The 22,082-nt window shown below is 40.9% G+C and carries 25 protein-coding genes and 1 pseudogene; 9 read left to right on the forward strand and 17 right to left on the reverse strand.

What is annotated here, in order from left to right:
• Window positions 1-46: 46 nt before the first annotated feature.
• From G6W41_RS02265 to G6W41_RS02310, 10 genes are read right to left on the reverse strand one after another with little or no spacing between them, the layout of a single operon-like run.
• Window positions 47-805, reverse strand: coding sequence for an RluA family pseudouridine synthase (locus G6W41_RS02265; protein WP_107849867.1), 759 nt, complete (start codon window positions 803-805; stop codon window positions 47-49).
• A complete protein-coding gene (waaA, locus tag G6W41_RS02270) occupies window positions 802-1,938 on the reverse strand; it encodes a lipid IV(A) 3-deoxy-D-manno-octulosonic acid transferase (RefSeq protein ID WP_194170498.1) in 1,137 nt (378 codons plus the stop codon). The genes G6W41_RS02265 and waaA overlap by 4 nt, the downstream gene beginning before the upstream one ends.
• A gap of 8 nt (window positions 1,939-1,946) precedes the next feature.
• Complete coding sequence (locus G6W41_RS02275) at window positions 1,947-2,654, reverse strand: zinc ribbon domain-containing protein (protein WP_194170499.1); 708 nt, start codon at window positions 2,652-2,654, stop codon at window positions 1,947-1,949.
• A gap of 16 nt (window positions 2,655-2,670) precedes the next feature.
• Window positions 2,671-3,393 (reverse strand): Nif3-like dinuclear metal center hexameric protein, encoded by a 723-nt coding sequence (locus G6W41_RS02280; protein ID WP_107849868.1) that lies wholly within the window; start codon window positions 3,391-3,393, stop codon window positions 2,671-2,673.
• A gap of 6 nt (window positions 3,394-3,399) precedes the next feature.
• Complete coding sequence (gene glyQ, locus G6W41_RS02285) at window positions 3,400-4,260, reverse strand: glycine--tRNA ligase subunit alpha (RefSeq protein WP_107849869.1); 861 nt, start codon at window positions 4,258-4,260, stop codon at window positions 3,400-3,402.
• A gap of 10 nt (window positions 4,261-4,270) precedes the next feature.
• Entirely contained in the window at window positions 4,271-4,687 is a 417-nt protein-coding gene (locus G6W41_RS02290; RefSeq protein ID WP_103557713.1) for a GyrI-like domain-containing protein, read from the reverse strand.
• A 3-nt stretch (window positions 4,688-4,690) separates the two neighbouring features.
• Entirely contained in the window at window positions 4,691-5,164 is a 474-nt protein-coding gene (locus tag G6W41_RS02295) for a DUF3972 domain-containing protein (protein ID WP_107849870.1), read from the reverse strand.
• An 11-nt stretch (window positions 5,165-5,175) separates the two neighbouring features.
• On the reverse strand, window positions 5,176-5,670 hold the full coding sequence (gene purE / locus G6W41_RS02300; protein WP_021088047.1) for a 5-(carboxyamino)imidazole ribonucleotide mutase: 495 nt from the start codon (window positions 5,668-5,670) through the stop codon (window positions 5,176-5,178).
• Window positions 5,667-6,926 carry a peptidase U32 family protein gene (locus G6W41_RS02305; protein WP_107849871.1) on the reverse strand — a complete coding sequence of 420 codons (1,260 nt, stop codon included), beginning with the start codon at window positions 6,924-6,926 and terminating at the stop codon, window positions 5,667-5,669. The genes purE and G6W41_RS02305 overlap by 4 nt, the downstream gene beginning before the upstream one ends.
• Window positions 6,926-7,675, reverse strand: coding sequence for a chemotaxis protein (locus G6W41_RS02310; RefSeq protein WP_194170500.1), 750 nt, complete (start codon window positions 7,673-7,675; stop codon window positions 6,926-6,928). Before G6W41_RS02310 ends, G6W41_RS02305 begins: the two co-directional genes overlap by 1 nt.
• A 136-nt stretch (window positions 7,676-7,811) precedes the next feature.
• Here G6W41_RS02310 and G6W41_RS02315 point away from each other — a divergent pair, with 136 nt between their 5' ends.
• Entirely contained in the window at window positions 7,812-8,591 is a 780-nt protein-coding gene (locus tag G6W41_RS02315; protein WP_194170501.1) for a histidinol-phosphatase, read from the forward strand.
• An 87-nt stretch (window positions 8,592-8,678) separates the two neighbouring features.
• Window positions 8,679-10,109, forward strand: coding sequence for a type I glutamate--ammonia ligase (gene glnA, locus G6W41_RS02320; RefSeq protein WP_009294014.1), 1,431 nt, complete (start codon window positions 8,679-8,681; stop codon window positions 10,107-10,109).
• 524 nt (window positions 10,110-10,633) lie between these two features.
• Here the strand turns inward: glnA and G6W41_RS02325 are convergent.
• Window positions 10,634-12,298, reverse strand: a complete 1,665-nt coding sequence (locus G6W41_RS02325; protein ID WP_194170502.1) for a DNA polymerase III subunit gamma/tau — start codon at window positions 12,296-12,298, stop codon at window positions 10,634-10,636.
• Window positions 12,299-12,415: 117 nt separating this feature from the next.
• Between G6W41_RS02325 and G6W41_RS02330 the strand changes: the two genes are divergently transcribed.
• Both G6W41_RS02330 and G6W41_RS10265 read left to right on the forward strand, forming a co-directional pair.
• Complete coding sequence (locus G6W41_RS02330) at window positions 12,416-12,916, forward strand: LysE/ArgO family amino acid transporter (protein WP_275944612.1); 501 nt, start codon at window positions 12,416-12,418, stop codon at window positions 12,914-12,916.
• Window positions 12,840-13,025 (forward strand): LysE family transporter, encoded by a 186-nt coding sequence (locus G6W41_RS10265; RefSeq protein WP_275944613.1) that lies wholly within the window; start codon window positions 12,840-12,842, stop codon window positions 13,023-13,025. Before G6W41_RS02330 ends, G6W41_RS10265 begins: the two co-directional genes overlap by 77 nt.
• Here G6W41_RS10265 and ccoS read toward each other — a convergent pair.
• Genes ccoS through G6W41_RS02345 form a run of 3 tightly spaced genes read right to left on the reverse strand, consistent with a single transcriptional unit; the run spans window position 12,960 to window position 16,224 of the window.
• Entirely contained in the window at window positions 12,960-13,229 is a 270-nt protein-coding gene (gene ccoS, locus G6W41_RS02335) for a cbb3-type cytochrome oxidase assembly protein CcoS (RefSeq protein ID WP_103640143.1), read from the reverse strand. The two genes, G6W41_RS10265 and ccoS, sit on opposite strands and share 66 nt — an antisense overlap.
• The gene (locus G6W41_RS02340) at window positions 13,229-15,607 is read right to left on the reverse strand and encodes a heavy metal translocating P-type ATPase metal-binding domain-containing protein (RefSeq protein WP_194170503.1); all 2,379 of its coding nucleotides are present in this window, start codon (window positions 15,605-15,607) and stop codon (window positions 13,229-13,231) included. The genes ccoS and G6W41_RS02340 overlap by 1 nt, the downstream gene beginning before the upstream one ends.
• The gene (locus tag G6W41_RS02345; RefSeq protein WP_194170504.1) at window positions 15,604-16,224 is read right to left on the reverse strand and encodes a helix-turn-helix transcriptional regulator; all 621 of its coding nucleotides are present in this window, start codon (window positions 16,222-16,224) and stop codon (window positions 15,604-15,606) included. Before G6W41_RS02345 ends, G6W41_RS02340 begins: the two co-directional genes overlap by 4 nt.
• Window positions 16,225-16,373: 149 nt before the next feature.
• On the opposite strand from G6W41_RS02345, the gene G6W41_RS02350 reads away from it, so the two are divergent.
• From G6W41_RS02350 to G6W41_RS02360, 3 genes are all read left to right on the forward strand, one after another.
• Entirely contained in the window at window positions 16,374-16,757 is a 384-nt protein-coding gene (locus G6W41_RS02350) for a RidA family protein (RefSeq protein ID WP_103558502.1), read from the forward strand.
• A gap of 20 nt (window positions 16,758-16,777) precedes the next feature.
• Entirely contained in the window at window positions 16,778-17,863 is a 1,086-nt protein-coding gene (locus tag G6W41_RS02355; protein ID WP_194170505.1) for a pyridoxal-phosphate dependent enzyme, read from the forward strand.
• Between the two features lie 169 nt (window positions 17,864-18,032).
• Window positions 18,033-18,239: a hypothetical protein gene (locus G6W41_RS02360; protein WP_194170506.1), complete on the forward strand. Its 207-nt coding sequence runs from the start codon at window positions 18,033-18,035 to the stop codon at window positions 18,237-18,239.
• Between the two features lie 54 nt (window positions 18,240-18,293).
• Here the strand turns inward: G6W41_RS02360 and G6W41_RS02365 are convergent, their stop codons facing one another.
• The 3 genes and pseudogenes from G6W41_RS02365 to G6W41_RS02370 all read right to left on the reverse strand — a co-directional run bounded on the left by G6W41_RS02365 (window position 18,294) and on the right by G6W41_RS02370 (window position 19,985).
• A complete protein-coding gene (locus tag G6W41_RS02365) occupies window positions 18,294-18,746 on the reverse strand; it encodes a hypothetical protein (protein ID WP_194170507.1) in 453 nt (150 codons plus the stop codon).
• 109 nt (window positions 18,747-18,855) lie between these two features.
• On the reverse strand, window positions 18,856-19,062 hold the full coding sequence (locus G6W41_RS10090; RefSeq protein ID WP_242039888.1) for a hypothetical protein: 207 nt from the start codon (window positions 19,060-19,062) through the stop codon (window positions 18,856-18,858).
• A pseudogene (locus G6W41_RS02370) lies at window positions 19,005-19,985 on the reverse strand (cation diffusion facilitator family transporter). Before G6W41_RS02370 ends, G6W41_RS10090 begins: the two are co-directional and overlap by 58 nt.
• A gap of 121 nt (window positions 19,986-20,106) precedes the next feature.
• Here G6W41_RS02370 and rho point away from each other — a divergent pair.
• Window positions 20,107-21,450, forward strand: coding sequence for a transcription termination factor Rho (gene rho / locus G6W41_RS02375; protein WP_021092197.1), 1,344 nt, complete (start codon window positions 20,107-20,109; stop codon window positions 21,448-21,450).
• Between the two features lie 157 nt (window positions 21,451-21,607).
• Complete coding sequence (locus tag G6W41_RS02380; RefSeq protein ID WP_194170508.1) at window positions 21,608-22,078, forward strand: hypothetical protein; 471 nt, start codon at window positions 21,608-21,610, stop codon at window positions 22,076-22,078.
• Window positions 22,079-22,082: the final 4 nt, after the last annotated feature.

The following is a 22,082-nucleotide window of genomic DNA, read 5'->3' on the forward strand; positions in this document are numbered from 1 at the left end:
TTGTTATTAAAGGGCGTATATTACTAAATAATTTCTTTATTGCTCTTTAAATTTCAAATTTATTAGATAGCTCAAATCCAAGAGAGTTAAATTCTTTTGGTATCGGCGCTTTAAATTTATAGTCTAAAAGAGCGATAGAATAGGCATGCAAGAACATTCTATTTGCCCTATTTTTGCCGTATTTCTCATCGCCAACGATAGGTAAATTTAAACTAGCCAAATGCACTCTTATCTGGTGCGTTCTGCCTGTTTTTATGGCAACTTTTACAAGCGTTTTTTTACCCGCAACCATGAGCGGTGAAATTTCACTGATCGCCTCTTTGCCATCTTTTGAGATCTTAGAAAAGGCACCATTTTTATTTTTTATCGTTAAGATCGGCTCATTTACGACCACCTTCTCGCTCATGATGCCCCTAACTGCGGCCACGTAAATTTTCTCAACCTTCATCTTTTTAAACTCATTTATGGCAAGGCTCGCAAATTCGTCATTTTTTACAAGAAGCAGCACGCCGCTCGTGTCTTTATCGAGCCTGTGAAGGAGTGGAAATTTATAAATTTGACTGATTTTTTCGCTAGTTATGGCAGCTGGTTTGTTAATGGCTATTAAATTTTCATCTTCAAAGATAACACTTGGCTTTGGCATCTCTTCGACGTTAAATTTAGTATTTTCGCTCATTAGCGCACGAGCGATCATCACCTTTTGCCCCTTGGCATAGACTAGTCCGCTGTCGATTAGCTCCTTTGCCTCGTTGTTTGAGATGTTTTTTTGCTTGGCTAAAATTTTATACGCTTTTTCTTCACTCATAAAGTGCTCCTTATATCTTCTATGATCGCATCAGCGCTGGCCTGCACGGCGATCTTGCTCTTTTTGGCGTCACTATCTATTATGCCGCCGATCTCGCTAGTCTTTGCGATGTAGATGTTTTCAACTAGGCCAAATAACACCTTTTGGTTAAATATAAACTCACCACTAATTACCACTGGGTTAAATTGTGCGCACTCGATTGGATTGTGCCCACCTATATTTGGCACAAAACTGCCTCCAAGCACGACTACATCGCTAATAGCATAGACATTTACAAGCTCGCCTAAAGTATCAAGTAAATTTATCTTTGCTTCAAATTTATGTATTTGGCTAAATTTAGCAAAGCTAAAATCATGCTTTTTAGCGTACTCGCCTGCTAGCTTTTCCACCTCTGCAAATCTCTCAGGGTGGCGTGGTGCGATGATTAAAAGATCGTTTTCTTTTAAATTTAAATTATCTAAAATCATCTCTTCTTCGCCCGCATGCGTGCTTGCTAGCACGATCACTCTAGCTTTTGGCCTTTCATAAATTTTACTCACACTTGGTAAAAACGCAGCTTTTATGTTGCCAACAACTTCTATTTCACCTGCTCCAAGCGACTCTAGCCGCTCTTTATCAAGCTCGCTTTGGGCGTAAATTTTATCTATAAATTTAAATAGATATCTGTAAAAAAAACAAAATTTTAAGTAACTTTTATAGCTTCTATCTGAAATTCTAGCGTTTATCAGTATCACGCGACTGCCTTTTAGCTTTGCCATGAAAACTAGCATAAGCCAGAGCTCAGCCTCAAAAATGACTAAAATTTTGCTCTTTTTTAGCCAAAATGGCAAGAAAATTTCAAATGGCAAAAACCTCGTGTTAAAGCAAATTTTGCTCGCCGCTTCAAAGCCCGTATTTGTCACCACGCTTATGGCTTTGCTGTCAAATTTTTGCATCAAAGGCTTAAGCGCTTGCACCTCGCCAAACGAGCAAGCATGAAAATGCACATCTGCATCTTTAAATTTAGGATTATTAAAGAGAAAGAAACGTGCTGGGATTGATCTATGGTATTTTTTTTTGAAACTTAATAAAAGTAGAAAAATAGCCCCAAAAAAGTAAAGTATTGAGGCTAAAAAATAATATATTATTATCACGAAATGTGTTATTGCTCTTGTTTGTATAAAATTCTGCCACAATGCGGGCAAGTAACGATATCTTCGCCTTTTACAACCGCAGAGAAAGTTTTATCATTTATCTGCATAAAGCAGCCATAACAAGCTTGTTTTTTAACAGGCACAACGGCTGTGTTGTGAGCCCATTTTCTTATTTTCTCATAAAATGCTAGTATCTTTTGGTTCATCGCAGCAACAAGCTTATCTTTTTTAGCATAGACCTCTTTGCGCTCTTTTTCGATCTTTTCTAGCTCAGATGAAACCTCGCTTTTTATCTTTTCTAAATTTCCTTCAAGCTCTTTTTTTTTAGCATTTAGCTCATCTTTTTGAGCATTTTTATTGTCTATTAGTTTTTCAAGTCTAGCGATCTCTTCATTTGCTGCTTCAAGTTGCTCTTTTGCGATATCTTCTTCAAGACCTAGAGCTTTTATCTCTTTTTCGCTTTTTGCGCTTGAGCTTTTTTTAGCCACGTCTTTGATCTTTGCGCTAAACTCTGCGATATGAGCGTTTGTGCCTGATTTTTGTGATTTTAGATCATTTACCTCTTCGTCAAGTCTTTCTACATTAACCGCTATAGTTTCACACTCTTCTTCTATGCTTTTATAGGCTTTTTCTACTTCTTGTATGCGTGGCGTGAAACCATCTATTTGTTTGTCAAGATCAGATAATTCAACTAATTGTTGCAAATATTTATTCATAATGTTTCCTTTTTTGTTAGCAATATGTAAATGGGTTTTTAGAATTGCTTATTATAACTTCAATTTTTAGATTTTGCAAATATTTTGCTAAAAAATCACTAAAATAACGCTCGCTTTCATAGTGATTTATGTCGATCAAATTTAGTCCATTTTCCTTTGCGTAAAGGGCTTGGTGATACTTTAGATCGCCTGTTAAAAAGGCGTCTGCTTTGACATCTTGCATGAGATCTGCGCCGCTTCCAGTGCATATGCAAATTTTAGAAATTTCATCTTTTGCATAAACTGCTCTTAAATTTTCTAGCCCAAGTTTTTCTTTTACAAATTTACAAAGCTCACTAAATTTCATCTTCACATTAGCGTAGATCAAAAAGCCTTCTTTGCTTGAAATTTCAAGTCCCAAAACCTGCGTCACAAATTTTTCATTTAAAAATGCAAGGTCGGCATTTGTGTGAAGCGAGATGAGCGAGATATTTTTTATCATCATCTCTCTTATGAGTGAGCTTGGATAGAGGCTGTAGTCTAGGCTCTTTAGTCCTTTAAAAATGAGCGGATGGTGGGTTATGATGAGCGAGTTTGGCAAGACATTTTGCAAAAGCTCACTATCAAGATCAAGACTTAGATAAATTCGCTCAAATTCGCTATCAAATGAGCCAACTTGCAGGCCGCTATTATCCCAAGACTCTTGGCTCACAAATGGGCAAATTTCATCTAAATTTTTATAAATTTCAGCTATTTTCATCAAATTTTACTTTTGCTCTAAGCTCTCTTTATATGTTAGCGCGCACTCTTTTGCAAGCTCGCGAATTTTTAAGATGTAGTCTTGTCTTTGCGTCACACTGATCGCTCCGCGCGCATCAAGGACGTTAAATGTATGAGCCGCAAGCATGCAGTAGTCGTAAGCTGGCAGTGAAATTTTAGCCTCCAAGCAACGCTTACACTCGCCAAATGCATTTTCAAACTGGTTAAAAAGCATATCAACGTTTGCCACTTCAAAGTTATATTTACTCCACTCATACTCGCCTTGTTTATGCACGTCGGCGTAGGTTACGATGTTGCCATTAGAGTCGTCCCAAACGATGTCATAGACGCTATTTACATCTTGTAGATACATAGCTAAGCGCTCAAGACCGTATGTTATCTCGCCAGATATGAGCTCGCATGCGATGCCGCCAACTTGTTGAAAATAGGTAAATTGCGTAACCTCCATGCCATCTAGCCAGACCTCCCAGCCAAGCCCCCAAGCGCCAAGTGTAGGGCTCTCCCAGTTGTCTTCGACAAAGCGGATATCGTGATTTTTCAAATTTAGACCAAGTCTTTCAAGGCTTTTTAGATAAAGCTCTTGGATATTTTCTGGACTTGGTTTTATGAGCACTTGAAACTGATAGTAAGCGCCAAGGCGGTTTGGGTTTTCGCCGTATCTGCCATCAGTCGGGCGGCGGCTTGGAGCTACGTATGCGGTCGCCCATGGCTTTGGTCCAAGGCTTCTTAAAAATGTCGCTTGGTGATATGTGCCCGCACCTGCTGGCATGTCGTATGGCTGAAGTATGACGCAGCCTTGCTCTTGCCAATAGTTTTGAAGCGTTAGTATTATTTGTGAAAATGTCATTTTTTGCCTTTTATTTTATTGATATATAAATTTCTATTTTGTCTTTTAAGTATTTTTCAAAGTCCGTTTTATAGGTTCTTTTTAGCTCACTACTTTCAAAATATCTCCAAATTTCACCCCAAAATTTTGCAACATTTTGTGGCTCATTTGCAAAACTAAAAAGAGCGTATTTTCCGCTTTGTATCTTTAAATTTTCATCATCTTTTTGGCATGATCTTGTGCCGATGAAGTTATCGTAATGTCCATTAAGATCACTTTCGTAGTTGCAGTAAACGCTATAAATTTCACTCTCGCCATCATAGTATTCACTCATAAATTTAGACCATAAAGCTGGAATTTTACCCTTTCCGTCTATCTCATCTTCATTTTTAGTTCGAGTTTTTACTCCGCAAATTTCAAAGCTATCTTCTAAATTTATAATCTTCATAAGCTACTTTTGTCCGTTAAAATTTTCAACCGCTTGGTTCCACATGAGCTTGTATTTTCGTTTTAAAAATTCAACTTCATCTTGTGAAATTTTAAGCTGTTTTGTAAGCGTCTCGACCGTTTTTCTATCTTCATCATAGAGCTCTTGCATCGAAATGAGTGCCTCTTTTAAAAATTTATTCTCATTTCTTAAGGTCTCAAGCGTCTCATCTTTTGCGTCAAGCACCTTTTCGTGTAAATTTAATATCGTGCCAATCGTCTTTTCGACAAAGCTAAAACCATCTTGGCTTCGCGGCTGCAAGGATAAATTTTGCGAAACACTAGGCACCACGCTCATCGTTCCCTCGCTCGCCTCTATCAAAATTTCTCCATTTTCCTCTTTGGTCTTCAAAACGCCACGATTTATCATATCCTCGATAACTTCGCGCTCCAAGTGCACAAGTTTGCAAAATTCATCAACTCCAAGATAGGTCTGCACCGCTTCTCCTTTTATAGTATCACTTCAACCTTTGAAGAGTCTTCCTCTAAAGCCTTTATCTTTGCCTCTCTGTCGGCCTTTAGCGCACTTGCTAGCCCCTCATCTTCAAGGGCTAAAATTTGCACCGCAAGATAGGCTGCATTTATCGCGCCAGCCTTGCCGATAGCCAAGGTTGCCACTGGCATGCCACTTGGCATTTGCACAGTTGAGTAAAGTGCATCAACGCCGCTAAGAGCCGATCCTGCCATTGGTATGCCGATCACTGGTTTTGTTGTGTTTGCAGCGATCGCTCCAGCTAGGTGAGCTGCCATACCAGCAGCTGCGATGAAGACTTTTGCGCCCTTTTTCTCGGCATTTGCGACGTACTCGCTAGTTCTTTTTGGGCTTCTGTGGGCTGAGCTGATTATCAGTTCATATTTTACGCCAAATTTCTCCAGAGTCTTTGCCGTCTCGCTAACGATCTCATAGTCGCTTTTACTTCCCATTATAATAGAAACAAATTTCATATCTTCTCCCTTAAAAAACTAAATTTTGGCAGCTTAACGCCGAGGTTTATCTCATTTTCATTGCCGCTGTGAATTTCGCTCATGACCTTGCCTTTTTTGGTGATGAGCTGCTTAAATTTGATAAATTTCTTGCCATCTTGCGAATAGACTTTTGAAATTTCATTTTCACTATCATCTATGTGCGAGCCAGTTGGAGCTACGATCTCGTAGCTCTTATCTGGGAAAATTTTATATTTACATTTAAAAAACTCACCGTCTTCACTTATAGCATTTACCTGATGAGTGCCCTCTTCTAGGCTGCTAACGTGGTTTTGCGTATCGGTTCGCTCATAAGGTCTATGCACCAAGTAGCCGTCCGTAAAGCCGCGATTTTTCAGCGTATTTATCTCATTTTCATAAATTTGCGCGTCAAATTTATCACTCAGCGCATCATCTATCGCCATTTTATAGGCTCTTGCTGTGCAGGCTGCGTAGTACTCGCTCTTTGTGCGACCCTCTATCTTAAAGCTATCAATGACACCGCTATCAACGATCTCTTTGATGTGCGAGATGAGGCAAAGATCCTTTGAGTTCATGATGTGAGTGCCGTTTTCGTCCTCTTCTAAGCGAAAAAGCACGCCGCTCTCTTCGTTTTTGGCGTAGAGTTCATACTTAAATCTGCAGTCATTTGCACAGCTGCCGCGGTTTGACATACGTCCGCTTTGCACTGAGCTTACCAAGCACCTGCCAGAGTAGGCAAAGCACATCGAGCCATGGACGAAAATTTCAATGTCAAGGGTTGGAATTTCCTCTTTTATCTTTATAACATCTTTTAAATTCATCTCTCTAGCCACGACGATGCGTTTTGCGCCCATATCATGATAAATTTTAGCGTCCAAAACGTTCATAACGTTTGCCTGAGTTGAGAGGTGTATCTCGATATCTGGAGCGATCTCTTTTGCTAGGCTCATGACGCCCGGAGTTGCGATGATAAAGGCATCTGGCTTCATCGCTGAAATGGTTTGCAGGTGCCTTTTTAGCGGCTCTATCTGAGAGTTAAAAGGGAAGGCATTTATGGTCGCATAAAATTTCTTTCCCTTTTCATGAGTGTAGTCTATCGCCTCTTTGAATGTTTCAAGGTTAAACTCCCTTGCTGATCTAGTCCTTAGCGAAAAGCTAGCCACTGAGCCGTAAACAGCGTCGGCTCCATATTCAAGGGCGATTTTAAGTTTTGTTAAATTTCCAGCTGGAGATAAAAGCTCAGGCCTTTTTAGCACTATTTTTTACCTAGACTTTCTATCAAGGCTTCGATGTCGTCGTTGCTGACAAGGTTTTCAGTCGTTGTATCGCCAGCGATATGAACAGCTGAACCAACACGCTTATCGTCATCGATACGACCTTCAAACAAGGTATTCATATATTTGCTAAGCGCCCTCATAACGTTGATAACACGCTCGATCTTTTGCCTGTGGATGTCTTGATACTGCATCATATCCATAGCCATCATGATCTCATCTTGTCCCATTTGTAAATTTCCGATGATATTATCAATCGTGCCAAGAAGAGAGTTGTTTCTCTCTAAAGCCTCGCTAAATGCGGCAATATTTGGAAATTTCTCACTTAGTGTCGTAAATAGCTCAACGTTTGAGTTTATCGCATCTTTTAGGCTATTTGAGTCCCTCTCAGCGTCCATAAAAAAGTTATTTATCGTCTCAAGCTTGTCAAACATCTGAGTAGCTTTCTCTTCGCTATCTCTTGTCACATCGTCAAGCTGGTGTACCATTTTATGGTCTTCAGTTGGTGGTGGTGGTGGCCAAACGCCGTCTGCACTCACTCTGTAGTTTTCGCCATGTTTTGAACTATTTGCTTGTGGCTCATCTGCTTTAGCACTCATTGCCTCTGCAACTTCTGCTACCTCGTCTGTTTCCTCTTTGACGTCCGCGACCTCTTGGCTGGCATCTTTAGTATCACCTAAATCATCCTCTAATCCGCCCGCCATAAGCGCGTCAAGTTCCTCTTGGGTCATAAAAGCTCCTAATAAAATTTGCCTTGATTATATAGGATTTAAATAAAAAGAAAGTTTAAAAAGTATGCGTTTATCTTTAAATTTATCAAATTTTAGGTAGCATTTTTGAAAAATAAACGACTTTAAAAGGCTAAAAATGACCGTCGATCTTCACAACCACACACCTCTTTGCAACCACGCAGTTGGCGAACCGATAGAATTTGTGAGATGCGCCATAAAAGCTGGTACAAAATACTTTGGCTTTAGCGATCACGCGCCGATGAACTACGATGAAGCTTATAGGATGAAATTTGAGGAGATGCAAAGCTACGAAGACGAAATTTTACGTTTAAGAGAGGAATTTAGCGGTAAGATAGAAATTTTACTTGGCTACGAGATGGACTTTTTAGATGGCTTTATGGACGAGCGAGTTTTTGCTAGAAAGGTTGATTATCTAATAGGCTCTGTGCATTTTTTTAACGGCTGGGCGTTTGACAATCCCGAATTTATCGGTGGCTACGAGGGCAAAGACTTGGATCAAATTTGGCAAGAGTATTTTGACCACATAGAAAGATCGGCCAAACTTGGTAAATTTGACATCATGGGGCACATCGATCTTTTAAAACTCTTTAAATTTTTACCTAAAAAAGATGTCAGGATCCTAGCCAAAAACGCGATAAAAGCGATAAAAGAGGCAAATTTGGTAGTTGAGATAAACGCAGCTGGCTTTAGAAAGCCTATCGGCGAGCAATATCCAAGCATAAATTTACTTGAGCTTATCGCTGAAAATGACATAACCATCACCTTTGGTTCAGACGCTCACGCCAAAGAAGATATCGGCAAAAACGGCGAAATTTGCGAGCAGATAGCTAGAAATTTGGGATATTCAAAGTGTGCGATATTTAAAAATAGAGATAGAGAATTAGTAAAATTTTAGTTTGGGGTCAAATAAAATATAAAGATAATCTTAAATATAAAATTTTGTGATACAATACGAAAATTAAAAACCAGAAGGAGATAAAAAATGGGAAAATTTGTCCAAAACATCGATCATTTTTTTGATTTTTGCAAAGAAAATGAAGTTAAATTTGTAGATTTTAGATTTACCGATCTAAACGGCGCTTGGCACAGCATAAGCTACAACATTAAAGCTGTTACAAAAGAGAATTTCACAAACGGTATCCCGATGGACGCTAGCTCGATGAACGGCTGGCAGCCAATCGACAAGAGCGATATGATAATGAAGCCAGAAGCGACATCGGCGTTTTTGGACCCATTTACCTCTGACATCACAGTCGTTGTTTTCTGCGATATCTACGACATCTACAAAGGTCAAATTTATGAAAAATGCCCTCGCTCGATCGCAAAAAGAGCGATGCAATATGTAAAAGATAGCGGACTTGGCGACGAGGCATATTTTGGCCCTGAGAATGAATTTTTTGTATTTGACAACGTCAAGATCATCGACAGCCCAAACTGCGCGATGTATCAAGTAGATAGCGAAGAAGGCGAGTGGAACGACGCTGCAGACTTCAAAGATAGCTACAACACAGGCCACCGCCCACGCAGAAAAGGCGGCTACTTAATGACTCAGCCAATCGACAGCATGGTCGATCTAAGAGCTGAAATGATGCAAGTTTTAGAGCAAGTTGGCCTTGAAGTATTTTTAGGACACCACGAAGTCGCTCAAGGTCAGGGCGAGATCGGCGTGAAATTTGGCAACTTAGTCGAGGCTGCTGACAACGTTCAAATCTACAAATATGTCGTTCGCATGGTCGCTCACCTAAACGGCAAGACAGTTACTTTTATGCCAAAACCACTTTATGGCGACAACGGCAGCGGCATGCACGTGCATCAATCAGTCTGGAAAGACGGCAAAAATTTATTCTACAAAGAGGGCAACTACGCAAATTTAAGTGACTTTGCAAGGCACTACATCGGCGGCGTTTTAAAACACGCAAGAAGCGTTGCCGCCTTTACTAACCCAAGCACAAACAGCTACAAACGCCTAATCCCAGGCTTTGAAGCGCCATCTATCCTCACTTACTCGAGCCAAAACCGCTCAGCGAGCATCCGCATACCTTACGGCGCTGGCGAGAAGTCAGTTAGAGCTGAGATGAGATTTCCAGATAGCACAGCAAACCCTTATCTAGCCTTCTCAGCGATGCTAATGGCAGGGCTTGACGGCGTTAAAAACAAATACGAGCCAGTTGGTCCGATGGATGAAAATTTATTTAAACTTCACCTAGATGAGATCAGAGAGCGTGGCATCGAGCAGCTACCACACACACTTCGTGGCAGCCTTGAAGCACTTATCCGCGATAACGAATACCTAAAACCGATAATGAGCGATCTTTTCATCGACACTTATCAGCACATGAAATTTGAAACTCAGGTTTGGCCTTACGAAGCGCGCCCAACCGCTTATGAGTTTAAAACCTGCTTCTCTTGCTAAAAAGAGAGTTTCCAAGCTTTTTGGGCTTGGAGACTTTTTTAATCAAATTTAAAATATAAAATCCTGCAACTATTAAATTTTGAGATAAATCTAGTAAGCTCTATCGCTTAGAAATTTTTTTAACCACAACAGATAATTTTTTAAAAATATAAAATCTATATAGTTAAATTTTGGGCTAAATTTGGCTTTACGCACAAGAATAAATTTTAAATTTAATAAGACTAAACTCATGAAAATTTAGAAATTTAAAGCTATACATAAAAATAGTCATAGCAGATAAATTTAAACTTCAAATTTAATATGGCGCTTAAATTTTGAGCTAAATTTGATTTTGCAAACAAGGGGTAAATTCGCCAAAATTTTAAATTTATCTGCCTCATTAAAAGCTCAAATTTAACAAGCCCTAGCTCTTTTAAATTTGCAATATAAATTTGAGATTTTATTTAGTCAGGATAGCAGCAGATAAATTTATTAAAAGCTAAATTTGACCACTTTTATTTAGAAATTACAAAAAAGCCAAATGCTTAGCTATTTTGCACTTCAGGCTGTCCAAAGAGCCTATTTGCCTCTTTTATCACGCCCTCTTCTCTTTGTCTTTTAAGCTCCTCTGGGCTTTTGCTCTGACTTAGTGACATCAGCTCTTTTGCAAAGTCATTTTGAGGCTGAGATAGCGCATTTACCCTATTTTCAGGCACTACGGCTGGCATGCTTGCTGGCTCATATTTTTGCTCATCTTGTTGCCTAGCCTTTATCTTAGCGATCTCCTCGTCAAGGTAGCTATATTTGTCCTTTGTCTCTTGTGGTGGAGTTTGTGGCTCAGGCTTTGGGGCAAGAATTTGAGTCTTAGCATTTACGATCTTGATTTTTTTACCAAAAATTGTATGTAAAATTTCATGCATTACGCCCCAGCTTTTTTTGAAAAATGCTAGCTCGTCACCAGTTGCATTGACGACTAAGCCAAGCTCATTTTCATTTAAAAAGCCAAAACTTATGTGATTTTTAAAAATTTCTCCAAGTTCAAAGCTTCTATCATAAATTTTTGCCACAAACTGCTCGTATGGCGTCTTTGGCGCTTCTTTTATGGCTAAAATTTGCTCACTCACGCCAGCTTTTGGCTCGATCACAGCCACGCTAGGCTCGCTCTTAGCAAGCTTTATGGCTTCATTGATATCTTGTAAATTTAGCGCCTCTATCATCATAAATAGCATAAGCATCAGCACAAAGCCATTGTCGCTTGATATGCTTAACATCGACTTTGCCTGCGCCAAAATCCTAAAAAATCTCTCATATATAAGAAGTGAAAATTTTGGGTCATTGTCTAAAAATCTCTGCTTTAAATTTGCCAAAATTTCATCTATGATCATCTCTGGCTCATATGTCTCAAGCTCAGTTACAAGCACTCTTATGGCGTTTTTATCGGCATTTGCGACGTGCTCGATGATCTGCTCGATCCTACTTGGATCAAGAAGTCCAAGCATCGCTGCCACGCTTGATTTTGTGATATTGCCAGCGCCATAAATGATAGCTTGATCAAGCAGCGTTAGCGTATCTCTTAGCGAGCCGCCGCCACTTCTAGCTAGTATCTCAAGCGCCTCCCTCTCGTAGCTCACGCCCTCTTTGCTAAGTATAAATTCAAGATGTTTTACGATCTCATATCTGCTTATTTGCTTAAATCTAAAATGCTGCGTCCTTGAAAGCACCGTCGTCGGAAGCTTAAGCGGGTCGGTCGTTGCAAGGATAAATTTAACATAGCTTGGCGGCTCTTCAAGCGTTTTAAGAAGGGCATTAAAGGCCTCCTTTGTTAGCATATGCACTTCGTCGATGATGAAAATTTTATATCTAGCAGCCGTAGGAGCGTATTTTGTCTGCTCGATGAGCTCCCTTATATCGTCGATCTTTCTGTGGCTAGCTGCATCCATCTCGATGATATCCATATGGCGCGACTCGTTTGCCATCACGCACTGCGCGCAGACCTCGCAAGGCCTAGAAGTTGGCCCTTTCTCGCAGACCAAAGCCTTTGCAAATATCCTAGCACTCGATGTTTTACCGCTTCCCCTAAGGCCTGAAAACAAATAAGCATGGCTCACTCTGTTTTCGTCAAGTGCGTGGGTTAGGCTCTTGCTCACGGCTTCTTGTCCGATGAGCTCGTCAAAATTTTTTGGTCGATATTTTAGGGCTAGTGCTTGCAACTGCTTTCCTTTTTGCAATTTTAATTTGCTGATTTTATAAAAAAAGGCATAAATTTATGGTTATGATAAAGTTAAATTTTGCTAAATTTAAGCCAAAATTTAGCGAGAAGGATAAATTTGCAAGCATTTATATCTGGATTTTTCACCTCTTTATCGCTCATTTTAGCTATTGGCGCGCAAAATGCATTTGTGCTAAAACAGGGCATCAAAAGAGAAAATATCTTTATCATCTGTCTTATTTGCACTATTAGCGACGCCCTCTTGATCTTTGCAGGAGTTTTTGGGCTTGGCAGCCTCGTGCAAAACTTCACCATCATCAAGCAAATCGCCCTTTATGGCGGCTTTTTATTTTTGCTATTTTACGCGCTAAAGAGCTTTCACTCATGCTTTTTCAAGGACCTTAGCATGGATATCAGCGGCGAAAATGCCAGATCAAATTTAAAGAAAAATATCCTTTTAACGCTCGCTTTTACCTGGCTAAACCCTCACGTCTATCTTGACACGATGATCCTAATAGGCTCAGTTTCGACTAAATTTAAAGATGAAAATTTTGATATTTGGCGTGGGGGCCAGCCTTGCCTCGTTTTGTTTTTTCTTCACACTTGGCTATCTGGCTAGGTTTTTAGCGCCCATCTTTGCAAGGCCCATCTCTTGGAAAGTTTTAGAGTTTTTTGTCGGCCTCATCATGCTCGCCCTTGCCTTCATGCTCCTTTTTGCTAGCTTCTAGCCTCTTTTTTAGCGCCTCTTTTTTGCGAAGTTCAAGCGCATAGGCTTCATTTAGCGCGTCTTCGCCATCTAAATTTGCTCCGTCTAAAAATTTGCGGTAGTCTTCAAACTGCCTATTTTTTATCCCCCAAAGCACGCCAAAAAGCAGGGCCGCCCCCATCAAAACCGAGATAAAAACAAGCATCGCAAGAGTCGTTGTATCCACTATTTATCCTTAAATTTTCTAACTATAAAAAGCGAGTTTAGTATGACGCTTAGTGAGCTTGCCGACATGAAAAGCGCGGCAAATAGCGGCATGACGTAGCCACACACGGCAAATGGCAGACTAAGTGCGTTATAAAGCAGGCAAAAGAGTAAATTTTGCTTTATCGTTTTGTAGGTAAATTTTGAAATTTTCACCGCTTTTGCAAGGCTTTGCAAGCTATCATCAAGTAGCACCACGTCGCTTTTTTCTAAGCTCACCGCCGCACCACTTCCCATACAAATAGCCACATGAGCAAGGCTAAGCGCGGCTGCGTCGTTTATGCCGTCCCCCACCATCAGCACCTTTTTGCCATGTTGCTTAAGCCCAGCTATAAATTTAGCCTTTTCATCAGGCAGCATTCCCGCTCTAAACTCGCTCACACCAAGCTCATCTGCCACGTTTTTTACCACATTTTGCACGTCGCCACTTAGGATACACACCTTCATGCCAGCGCTCTTTAGCTCGTCCATAAGCGCCTTTGCCTCAGGCTTTACGCTATCTTTTAGGTAAAATTTAGCCACCAGCTCGCCCTGCTTGCCCACAAAAAAGCTAACATTTTCTTCGCTCTCATCAAATTTCACCCCATTTTCAGCCAAAAAGCGCCTACTTCCAGCCACAAAACGCTCACCCAAAATATCAGCGCTAACTCCCTTTGCCACGCTTAAATTTGCATTTTCAAGCTCAACTTTTTTTGCGCCTTTTTGCTTTAAAAACTCAGCCACTGCCACGCTTATTTGGTGGTTTGAGATGAGGCAAAGCGAGTAAATTTTATCAATACTCACGCCCTCTTTTACAAAAAACTCGCCAACTTCAAATTTAGCCTTTGTGAGCGTCCCAGTCTTGTCAAATACCGCCATATCGCACTTTGCAAGGCTTTCAAAAAATTTAGCCTCCTTAAAAAGCACCTTGTTTTTAAAAGCCACCCCAAGAGCGCAAACGCTGCTAACTGGCGTGGCAAGGGCAAGCGCACAAGGGCAAGCGATCACGATGACGCTCACGGCTGTCACCACCGCTTCTGAAAAGCCAAATTTAAAATACCAAAACCAAAATGTAAAAAATGCCAGAGTTAGCACGCTAAGAGAGAATTTCGAGGCGATTTTATTGACTGCTAGCTCGATATTTGGCTTTTTTAGCTCTGCGTTTTGGAGTAAATTTATAAGCTTATTAAGATATGAGTTTTTAAAAATTTGCCTTGCCTCATAGACGATCTGCCCGTTTATACAGACAACGCCGCTTTTGACCTCGCCGCCAGAGCCTAGCAAAAGTGGCAAACTCTCACCTGTTAAGCTTGAGCTGTCCACGCTCGCCTCACCACTAAGCACCACCCCATCAAGCAGCGCCCTCTCGCCTGATCTAAGCACGATCTTTTCGCCTAAATTTACATCCTTTGGCTCTTTTAAAATGTCCTTGCCATCCTCTAAAACGCACACTTTTGCAAGCAACATGTCGCTTAAGAAATTTGAGGTCTCAAGCGCCTTTTTCTTGCCTAAAATTTCTAAAAATTTACCGATAAAAACAAAGGTTATGATCATAGCAACCGAGTCAAAATAACTCTCGCCGCTTCTCGTAAACATCGCAAAAATCGAGTAGATATAAGTTATGCTAGCCCCAGTGATAACGAGCAGGTCCATATTTGGCGAGGCGTTTTTAATGGCGATCTTTGCCCCCTTGAAAAACTCGCTACCAGTATAGAAAAGCACAGGCGTTGCCAGCACAAACTGCGCGAAGCTTAGCAAATCCTTCACGTCGCTTCTGATACCGCTAAAGTAGCCGCCATACTGCGCGATCGCCAGCCACATGATATTCATCGTGGCAAAGACGCCAACAAGCGCTTTTGCGTAGAAAATTCGCCTTTTTTTGACTAGTTCGTCCTCTTTTTGGCTCGCCGCGTAAGCCTTTGGAGTGTAGCCAACGGCGTAAATTTTCTCGATTATTTGCTCCACCAAAAGCTCTTGCTCATCGTAAACGATAACCGCTTTTTGGCTAAGTGAGTTGATATTTACCTCCAAGATACCAGGCAGGCCAAAAAGAGCCTTTTCAAGTAACCAGATACACGCCGAGCAGGTTATGCCATCAATGAGAAGTGAAATTTTAGAAAACTCGCCCTCTTTTGTCACTAGCTCGCTAAAATTTGCCGCTAAATTTTTGACATTTGCGCCGCTATTTGCAGGATTTAGCGTGTTTTTGTCAAGTCGTTCATAAAACTCGCTAAGGCCACTTTCATTTAAAATTTCATAGACGCCTTTGCAACCAACGCAGCAAAACTTAAGCCCGCCTTTAGCCTCTATCATCGCGCTTTCATCAAAGCTTTGCTTGCAGTGAGCGCACCTACACTTCACGGACGCTTCTTTTTAAGCTGGTCTAAATAGCCATATATCGTGATCTTTGAGACATTTAGCTTGGCTGCCACGACCTCGATAGCGCCCTTTATGTTAAAAATGCCCTTTTCGTTCATAAAGCCCACGAGTTCTAGCTTTTGCTCCTTTTTGAGCTTTTTGCCCTCGTTTTTGGCGATGATCTTGTCGATCAAATTTAAAACGATCTGCATCACATCGTCGTTTTGCTCGCTCTTTGGCTCATTTTCACTCGTCTTTAAGAAATTCCCAGCCATTTCAAAAAGGCTCTTTGCCACGCTCGCATCGACATTTACGCATATTGCTCCTATGATCTCGCCGTGCTCGTCTCTGATAAATGCAGTTGATGACTTCACCAGCTTTTCATCCTTGGCAAAAAAGTAGTTTGCTACGTAGTCGTCTTTGAAATTCTTGCTGTTTAAGACCTCGCTTACAAGGTGGTCAAAGCTTTGTCCGACCTTTCTGCCAGTGACGTCGCCAGCTACGTAGACGACTGAGCGCTGCGGGTGAGAGAGATCGTGCAAAACGACTTCGCAGGCAAATGGCGAGCTTTTTTGGATCAAATTTGCCGTTGGGATAAATGCCTTTAATATATGGTGCATAAGGCGCCTTTTGTTTTTTGCCAAGTAGTTTATCTAAAATATTTTTAAAATTTAGATAAGTAAAATATAATTTTTTATGAAAATTTGTGAAATTTAAGTGCTAATAATAATTTTTTATCTATAATCCTTTAAATTTTTAAGGAGAAAATATGAAAATTTACGAAACCGAAATTTCAAAAAAGAAAAAGGCTCACTACTCTTTGGCAACCGAGCACAACGGCATCCTCTACATCTCAGGCCAGCTTAGTATGGACCCAGAGACTAGGCAGATCCCAGAGGGGCTAAAGGCGCAAACAAGACAGGCTTTAAAAAACCTTGATAACGTGCTAAAGCTGGCAAATGCGACAAGAAACGACATCTTGATGTGCCGCGTCTATACGCCAGATATCGACTTTTGGGACGAGATAGACGACGAGTATGCGCTATTTTTTGGCGATCATAAGCCAGCTCGCGTCGTAGTGCCGACAAACAAACTTCACTTTGGCTGCCTACTAGAGATCGAAGCCACAGCGATACTTGATAGAAAACTTTAAAAAGCTTTAAAGGAGTAAAAATGCCTAAATTTATCTGCTCAAAATGCGGCAAGAGCGCAGATTTTGAGACGCCTATATTTGCGTGCGAGTGCGGTGGGCTTTATGATCTGGACTTTAAACCGGCTAAATTTGATCTAAATTTGATCGATCAGCGCGAGTTTAGCCTATTTAGATACCGAGAGTTTTTCCCTATCAAAAATGAGCTTTGGCGCGACATCAGCCTTGGCGAAGGGCTAACAAAGAGTGTGAAATTTGATGACTCGCTCTACCTTAAAATGGACTATGCAATGCCAACGCTCTCTTTCAAGGATAGGGGTGCGGTGATGCTTATTTGGTTTTGCAAAACCAATGGCATCAAAAAGATCTTGCAAGATAGCAGCGGAAACGCTGGAAACTCGGTCGCTGCCTACGCTGCTAGAGCTGGGATAGAGTGTGAAATTTACGTCCCAAAAGGCACAAGCGAAAAAAAGATAAAGATGCTTGAGTACTACGGTGCAAAGGCGGTTGTCTTTGACGGCACACGCGATGAGACGGCAGATGCTTGCAGAAAAAGGGCAAAAGATGAGGGTATATTTTACGCAAACCACGTGTTTAACCCGCTTTTTTACCAAGGCACCAAAACATATATATATGAAATTTACGAGCAGCTTGGCTTTGTCCCTGAAAATCTCTTTTTGCCAGTTGGCAACGGCACCTTGCTAATTGGCTGCGAGATCGCGCTAAACGAGCTATATGAGGCTAGAGCGATCAAAAAACTACCTAAAATTTTCATCGTTCAAAGCGAGAAGTGCGCACCATTTTTATGGGCAACAGGCGAGCCACGTGCGATCAAGCCAGAGCCAACTTTGGCTGAGGGCATAGCAATAGCAAAACCTGCTCGTGGCGCTGAGATATTAGCTAGCAGGTACGCAGGCGAGCGCGAGGTGATCACGATAAAAGAAGAGGATATTGAGCCAGCTAGAAATTTCCTAGCAAGCCGCGGCTTTTACGTCGAGCACACCACAGCAGCGATCTACGCGGCATACGCAAGCTACGTAAAATCACACAAGATAGAGGGCAGAAGCATCATCTCGATGTGCGGCGCTGGGCTAAAGAGCGAACACTAATTTTTTAAATTTTATCGCTTTAGTTTTCTGCTTTTTGCGCATGTAAGCGAGTGCAGTCTTTTTTGACGGATGCGTCGATTTGGCGGTAAATTTGACGAATTTAAATCGGCTATCAAATTTGATAGCCGATTTTTGCCTCGTTTTCGAGTGTTTAGCGGAGTTAAATTTGATGAGGCCAAACTTACGATGCTTAAATTTAAATGTAAATTTTATAGCCGAGTTTTTTGCACCAAGCGGACTAAATTTGGCAGACGTTTTGCAAAAGCCGTCAAATTTTGCAGCAGATTTTTGGCAAAACTCACATTTTGAAAACGCTGGCAAATTTACGAGCGAATTTTTAATGCTTGCAAATTTTGGCCTCGAATTATACCCATAACCGCTCTTTGGAAACTTGTAGTAATATAAATGGCGTTTTGAGCGCTAAAATTTACTACTTTTGCTCTCTTTTTAGCAAGCGAGCTATTGTGACTATAAAAAGTATTTCGGCTAAAAATATGCCAACCCCTTGAGCAATAACAAAATCTCCTCGTCGTGCCCCAACCGCAAACGGGAGTATCGCACTCAAAATAAGCGCCAAAATAATCGTCGCAGCGGCAGGTAAAAACAAATCTATGAAAAATTTTGCAATTTCGTCAAAATAACTTAGCCGCTTATAAAGCACTGCGCACACGCCGCTAAAAAATATCCAAAAACCAACCAAATAAGCGATATTTAGCTCAAGCCAATCAAGCGGATCACCTAAATCGCCGAGAGGATCGGCATCTCCCGCCGGATTATACTCTGTAAAAAGCACAAGCTCTACCGCGCTAGTCGTAAGCCCGTAGATACTCATAAAGCAAAAACTCATCGAAAACGCACAAGTCAAAATTTTTAAAAACGCCATTTTTCTCACGATTAGATTAAAATTTTTATGCTCTAGTTTTATATTTTTAAAGCCGCATGATTATAACATATTAAAGTGCCCTAACCGCTACCGAATTTATCCCCAAATCTCACGCAAATTCCCTATCTATCACGATGAAAATTTTATATCCTGGATAGCTTAACGATACCTCACGCTCGATCGCAGCACGTAGCTTGCCTAAATTTCTCTCAGCAAAATCAACCACCACGTCAAACCTCACGCTCTTTTTCTTGGTGTCTATAAAAAACGCGTGAAATCCACGCACGCTGCTAAAGCGCGATAGTAAATTTGCCACGCAGGCACGGCTCTCTCTTCTTGACCTAAATTTACGCTATAAACGCCAAAAACCAGATATATCCTATAAATTTTATATATCTTGATCTGAAGCTCATTTAGCCTTTGCGAAACCTCACTAAGTGGCAGATGTTCGTCTATCTCGACATTTACAGAGCCCACGTATCGCTGCGCGCCGTAGTTATGTAGTATCAAGTCGTATGCCCCGCGCACGATCTCGCAGCGATTTACAGTGGCGTAAATTTCATCGCTGATCTCTTTTTCGACGCGCTGTCCGATGATCTTGTCAAAGGTTTCTTTTATCAAAAGCACGCCGTTTATGATGATAAAAAATGATGCCAAAGCGCCCGCATAGCCATCTATCTGAATGTCGGCAAAGTATGAGAGTGCAGCTGAAACTAAGATCACACACGAGATGATAGCATCGCCTAAAGCCTCTTGCTCTACGGCTCTAAGCGAGATAGACTTGGTCTCTTTGCCGATCTTTTTGTAGTAAAAGCCGAGCGCAAATTTAACAAATATAGCACAAAATAAAAATACCAAAAATGGCATCGTAAAGGTTGTAGGCTCTGGCGCAAAGATATTTTCTACCGATGTTTTTAGAAACTAAAAACCAAGCATCAGCACGATAACCGAGACGATGAGACCGCCGATATACTCGGTTCTACCATAGCCGTATGGATGATCCTCGTCAGGCATCTTGCTAGCTAGCTTTGAGCCAAATATCGTGATGATACTTGAGCCTGCATCACTAATGTTATTTATAGCGTATGATATCAAAGCAACTGAGTTTGAAACCATAGCTATAAAAATTTTTGCTCCAGCTAAGAAAAAATTTGTAACTATGCCGATAAACGCCGTTTTTATTATCTTCTTTTCGCGTTTGCCGTCTTTAAAATCCATCATTTTGAGATCCCTTTTCATTTTTCGCAAGATTATATCATTTCTTGACAACAAAGTTTTATTTTTATAAAATGCCAAAACTTTCAAAAAACTTTTGAAGCCCAGAATTCTGCAATCTTATCCCCGCATTTAAAGAGGAAAAATGGAAAACAACAACCAAACCGAGCAAAGTGCTGCTCAAAGCACAAAAACTACAAAAAAACATCAAGCATCAAGAACCCACGTACCAGTCGATGGACACAAGATCGAAGAGCTAAGAACGCTTAGCTTAGATGAGTTAGTGCAGATCGCAAATGGCGTTGGTGTCGAAAATCCACGCGAATTTCGCAGACAGGATTTGATATTTGAGATACTAAAAACCCAGACAAAACAAGGCGGCTTTATACTATTTACTGGAATTTTAGAGATCACAAACGAGGGCTACGGCTTTTTAAGGGCTGTTGATGCAAATTTAAGCGACAGCTCAAACGACGCTTATGTTTCAAACTCTCAGATCCGCAAATTTGCACTTCGTGTGGGCGACATCATCACCGGCCAAGTAAGAGAGCCAAAAGATCAGGAAAAATACTACGCTCTTTTAAAGATCGAAGCGGTAAATTATATGCCTCTAGCAGATGCAAAAGAGAGGCCACTCTTTGACAACCTAACCCCACTCTTTCCAACTGAAAAGCTAAATTTAGAGTATGATCCGATGAAGCTAACGGGCCGTGTGCTTGACCTTTTCACGCCTATTGGCAAGGGTCAGCGTGGCCTCATCGTCGCACCTCCAAGAAGTGGTAAAACAGAGCTTATGAAAGAGCTAGCTCACGGCATCGCTAAAAATCACCCAGAAGCCCAGCTAATGGTTCTTCTAGTAGATGAAAGACCAGAAGAAGTTACAGACATGCAGCGCTGCGTAAAAGGCGAGGTATTTAGCTCGACATTTGACCTACCAGCACTCAATCACGTCCGCGTAGCGGAGCTAGTCATCGAAAAGGCAAAACGTCTAGTTGAGATGGGCAAAGACGTCATCATCTTGCTTGATAGCATAACCCGTCTAGCACGCGCCTACAACACAGTGACCCCGCCAAGCGGCAAGGTGCTAACAGGCGGTGTGGATGCAAACGCACTTCACAAGCCAAAACGCTTTTTTGGCGCAGCTAGAAACATCGAGCACGGCGGCTCACTAACCATCATCGCAACCGCGCTAATCGACACTGGCTCACGCATGGATGAAGTGATATTTGAAGAGTTTAAAGGCACTGGAAACAGCGAGATTGTGCTTGACCGCAATATCTCAGACCGCAGAATTTACCCAGCTATCAACGTGCTAAAATCAGGCACCAGAAAAGAAGAGCTACTTCAAAAACCTGATGAGCTTCAAAAAATTTGGGCTATTCGCTCTGCGATCGCGACAATGGACGACGTCGAAGCGCTTAAATTCTTATACGCAAAAATGCTAAAAACAAAAGACAACAAAGAGCTTCTCTCTATCCTAAACGAGTAAATTTAACTGAGCTTGAAGCACTTGCTTTGAGCTCAAATTTCTTTTTACATCAAATTTATCAACAAATATTTCATAAATTTATTAATTTATTTTTTTCAGTTTTATTTTTTTTTTTTTTGTAAAATCCGAATTTCTAACTTCTACAAAAAGGAAAAATATGAAAACAAAAATCGTTCTTTCAGGCATTACAGCAACACTTGCTCTTGCTCTAACTGGATGTGGCGAGCCAACTACTTTGGCTGAAATTTGTAAAGCCGACATGGGAAGCATCAAGCACTTTAAAGGCGAAGTGAAAGTCTATAAAAGGGTAAGCTATACGACCAAATACGACTATATAAAGGACCAATCAAGACTAGAAGAAAATGGAAAAGGTTATCTGATAGTAGATAAAGACACAAAGGTTAATCTAGATAAATTTAATGAAAAAGAATCTGATAGTTACGAGGTTATAAAAAATAGCATAGCACAAGGGACGCCTTATTATTATGGTGAGCAAAAATATGGAGAGATAGGTGACGAAAATGCGACAGAATTCTTAGCAACACTAGAAACGCTAAACCCAAGATGTATAAAAGGCGAGGAAATAAAACTAAACCATAAAGATACAGAACTAACTCCGATAAAATAACAAA

The organism is Campylobacter concisus, assembly GCF_015230035.1.
GTDB lineage: Bacteria > Campylobacterota > Campylobacteria > Campylobacterales > Campylobacteraceae > Campylobacter_A > Campylobacter_A concisus_BK.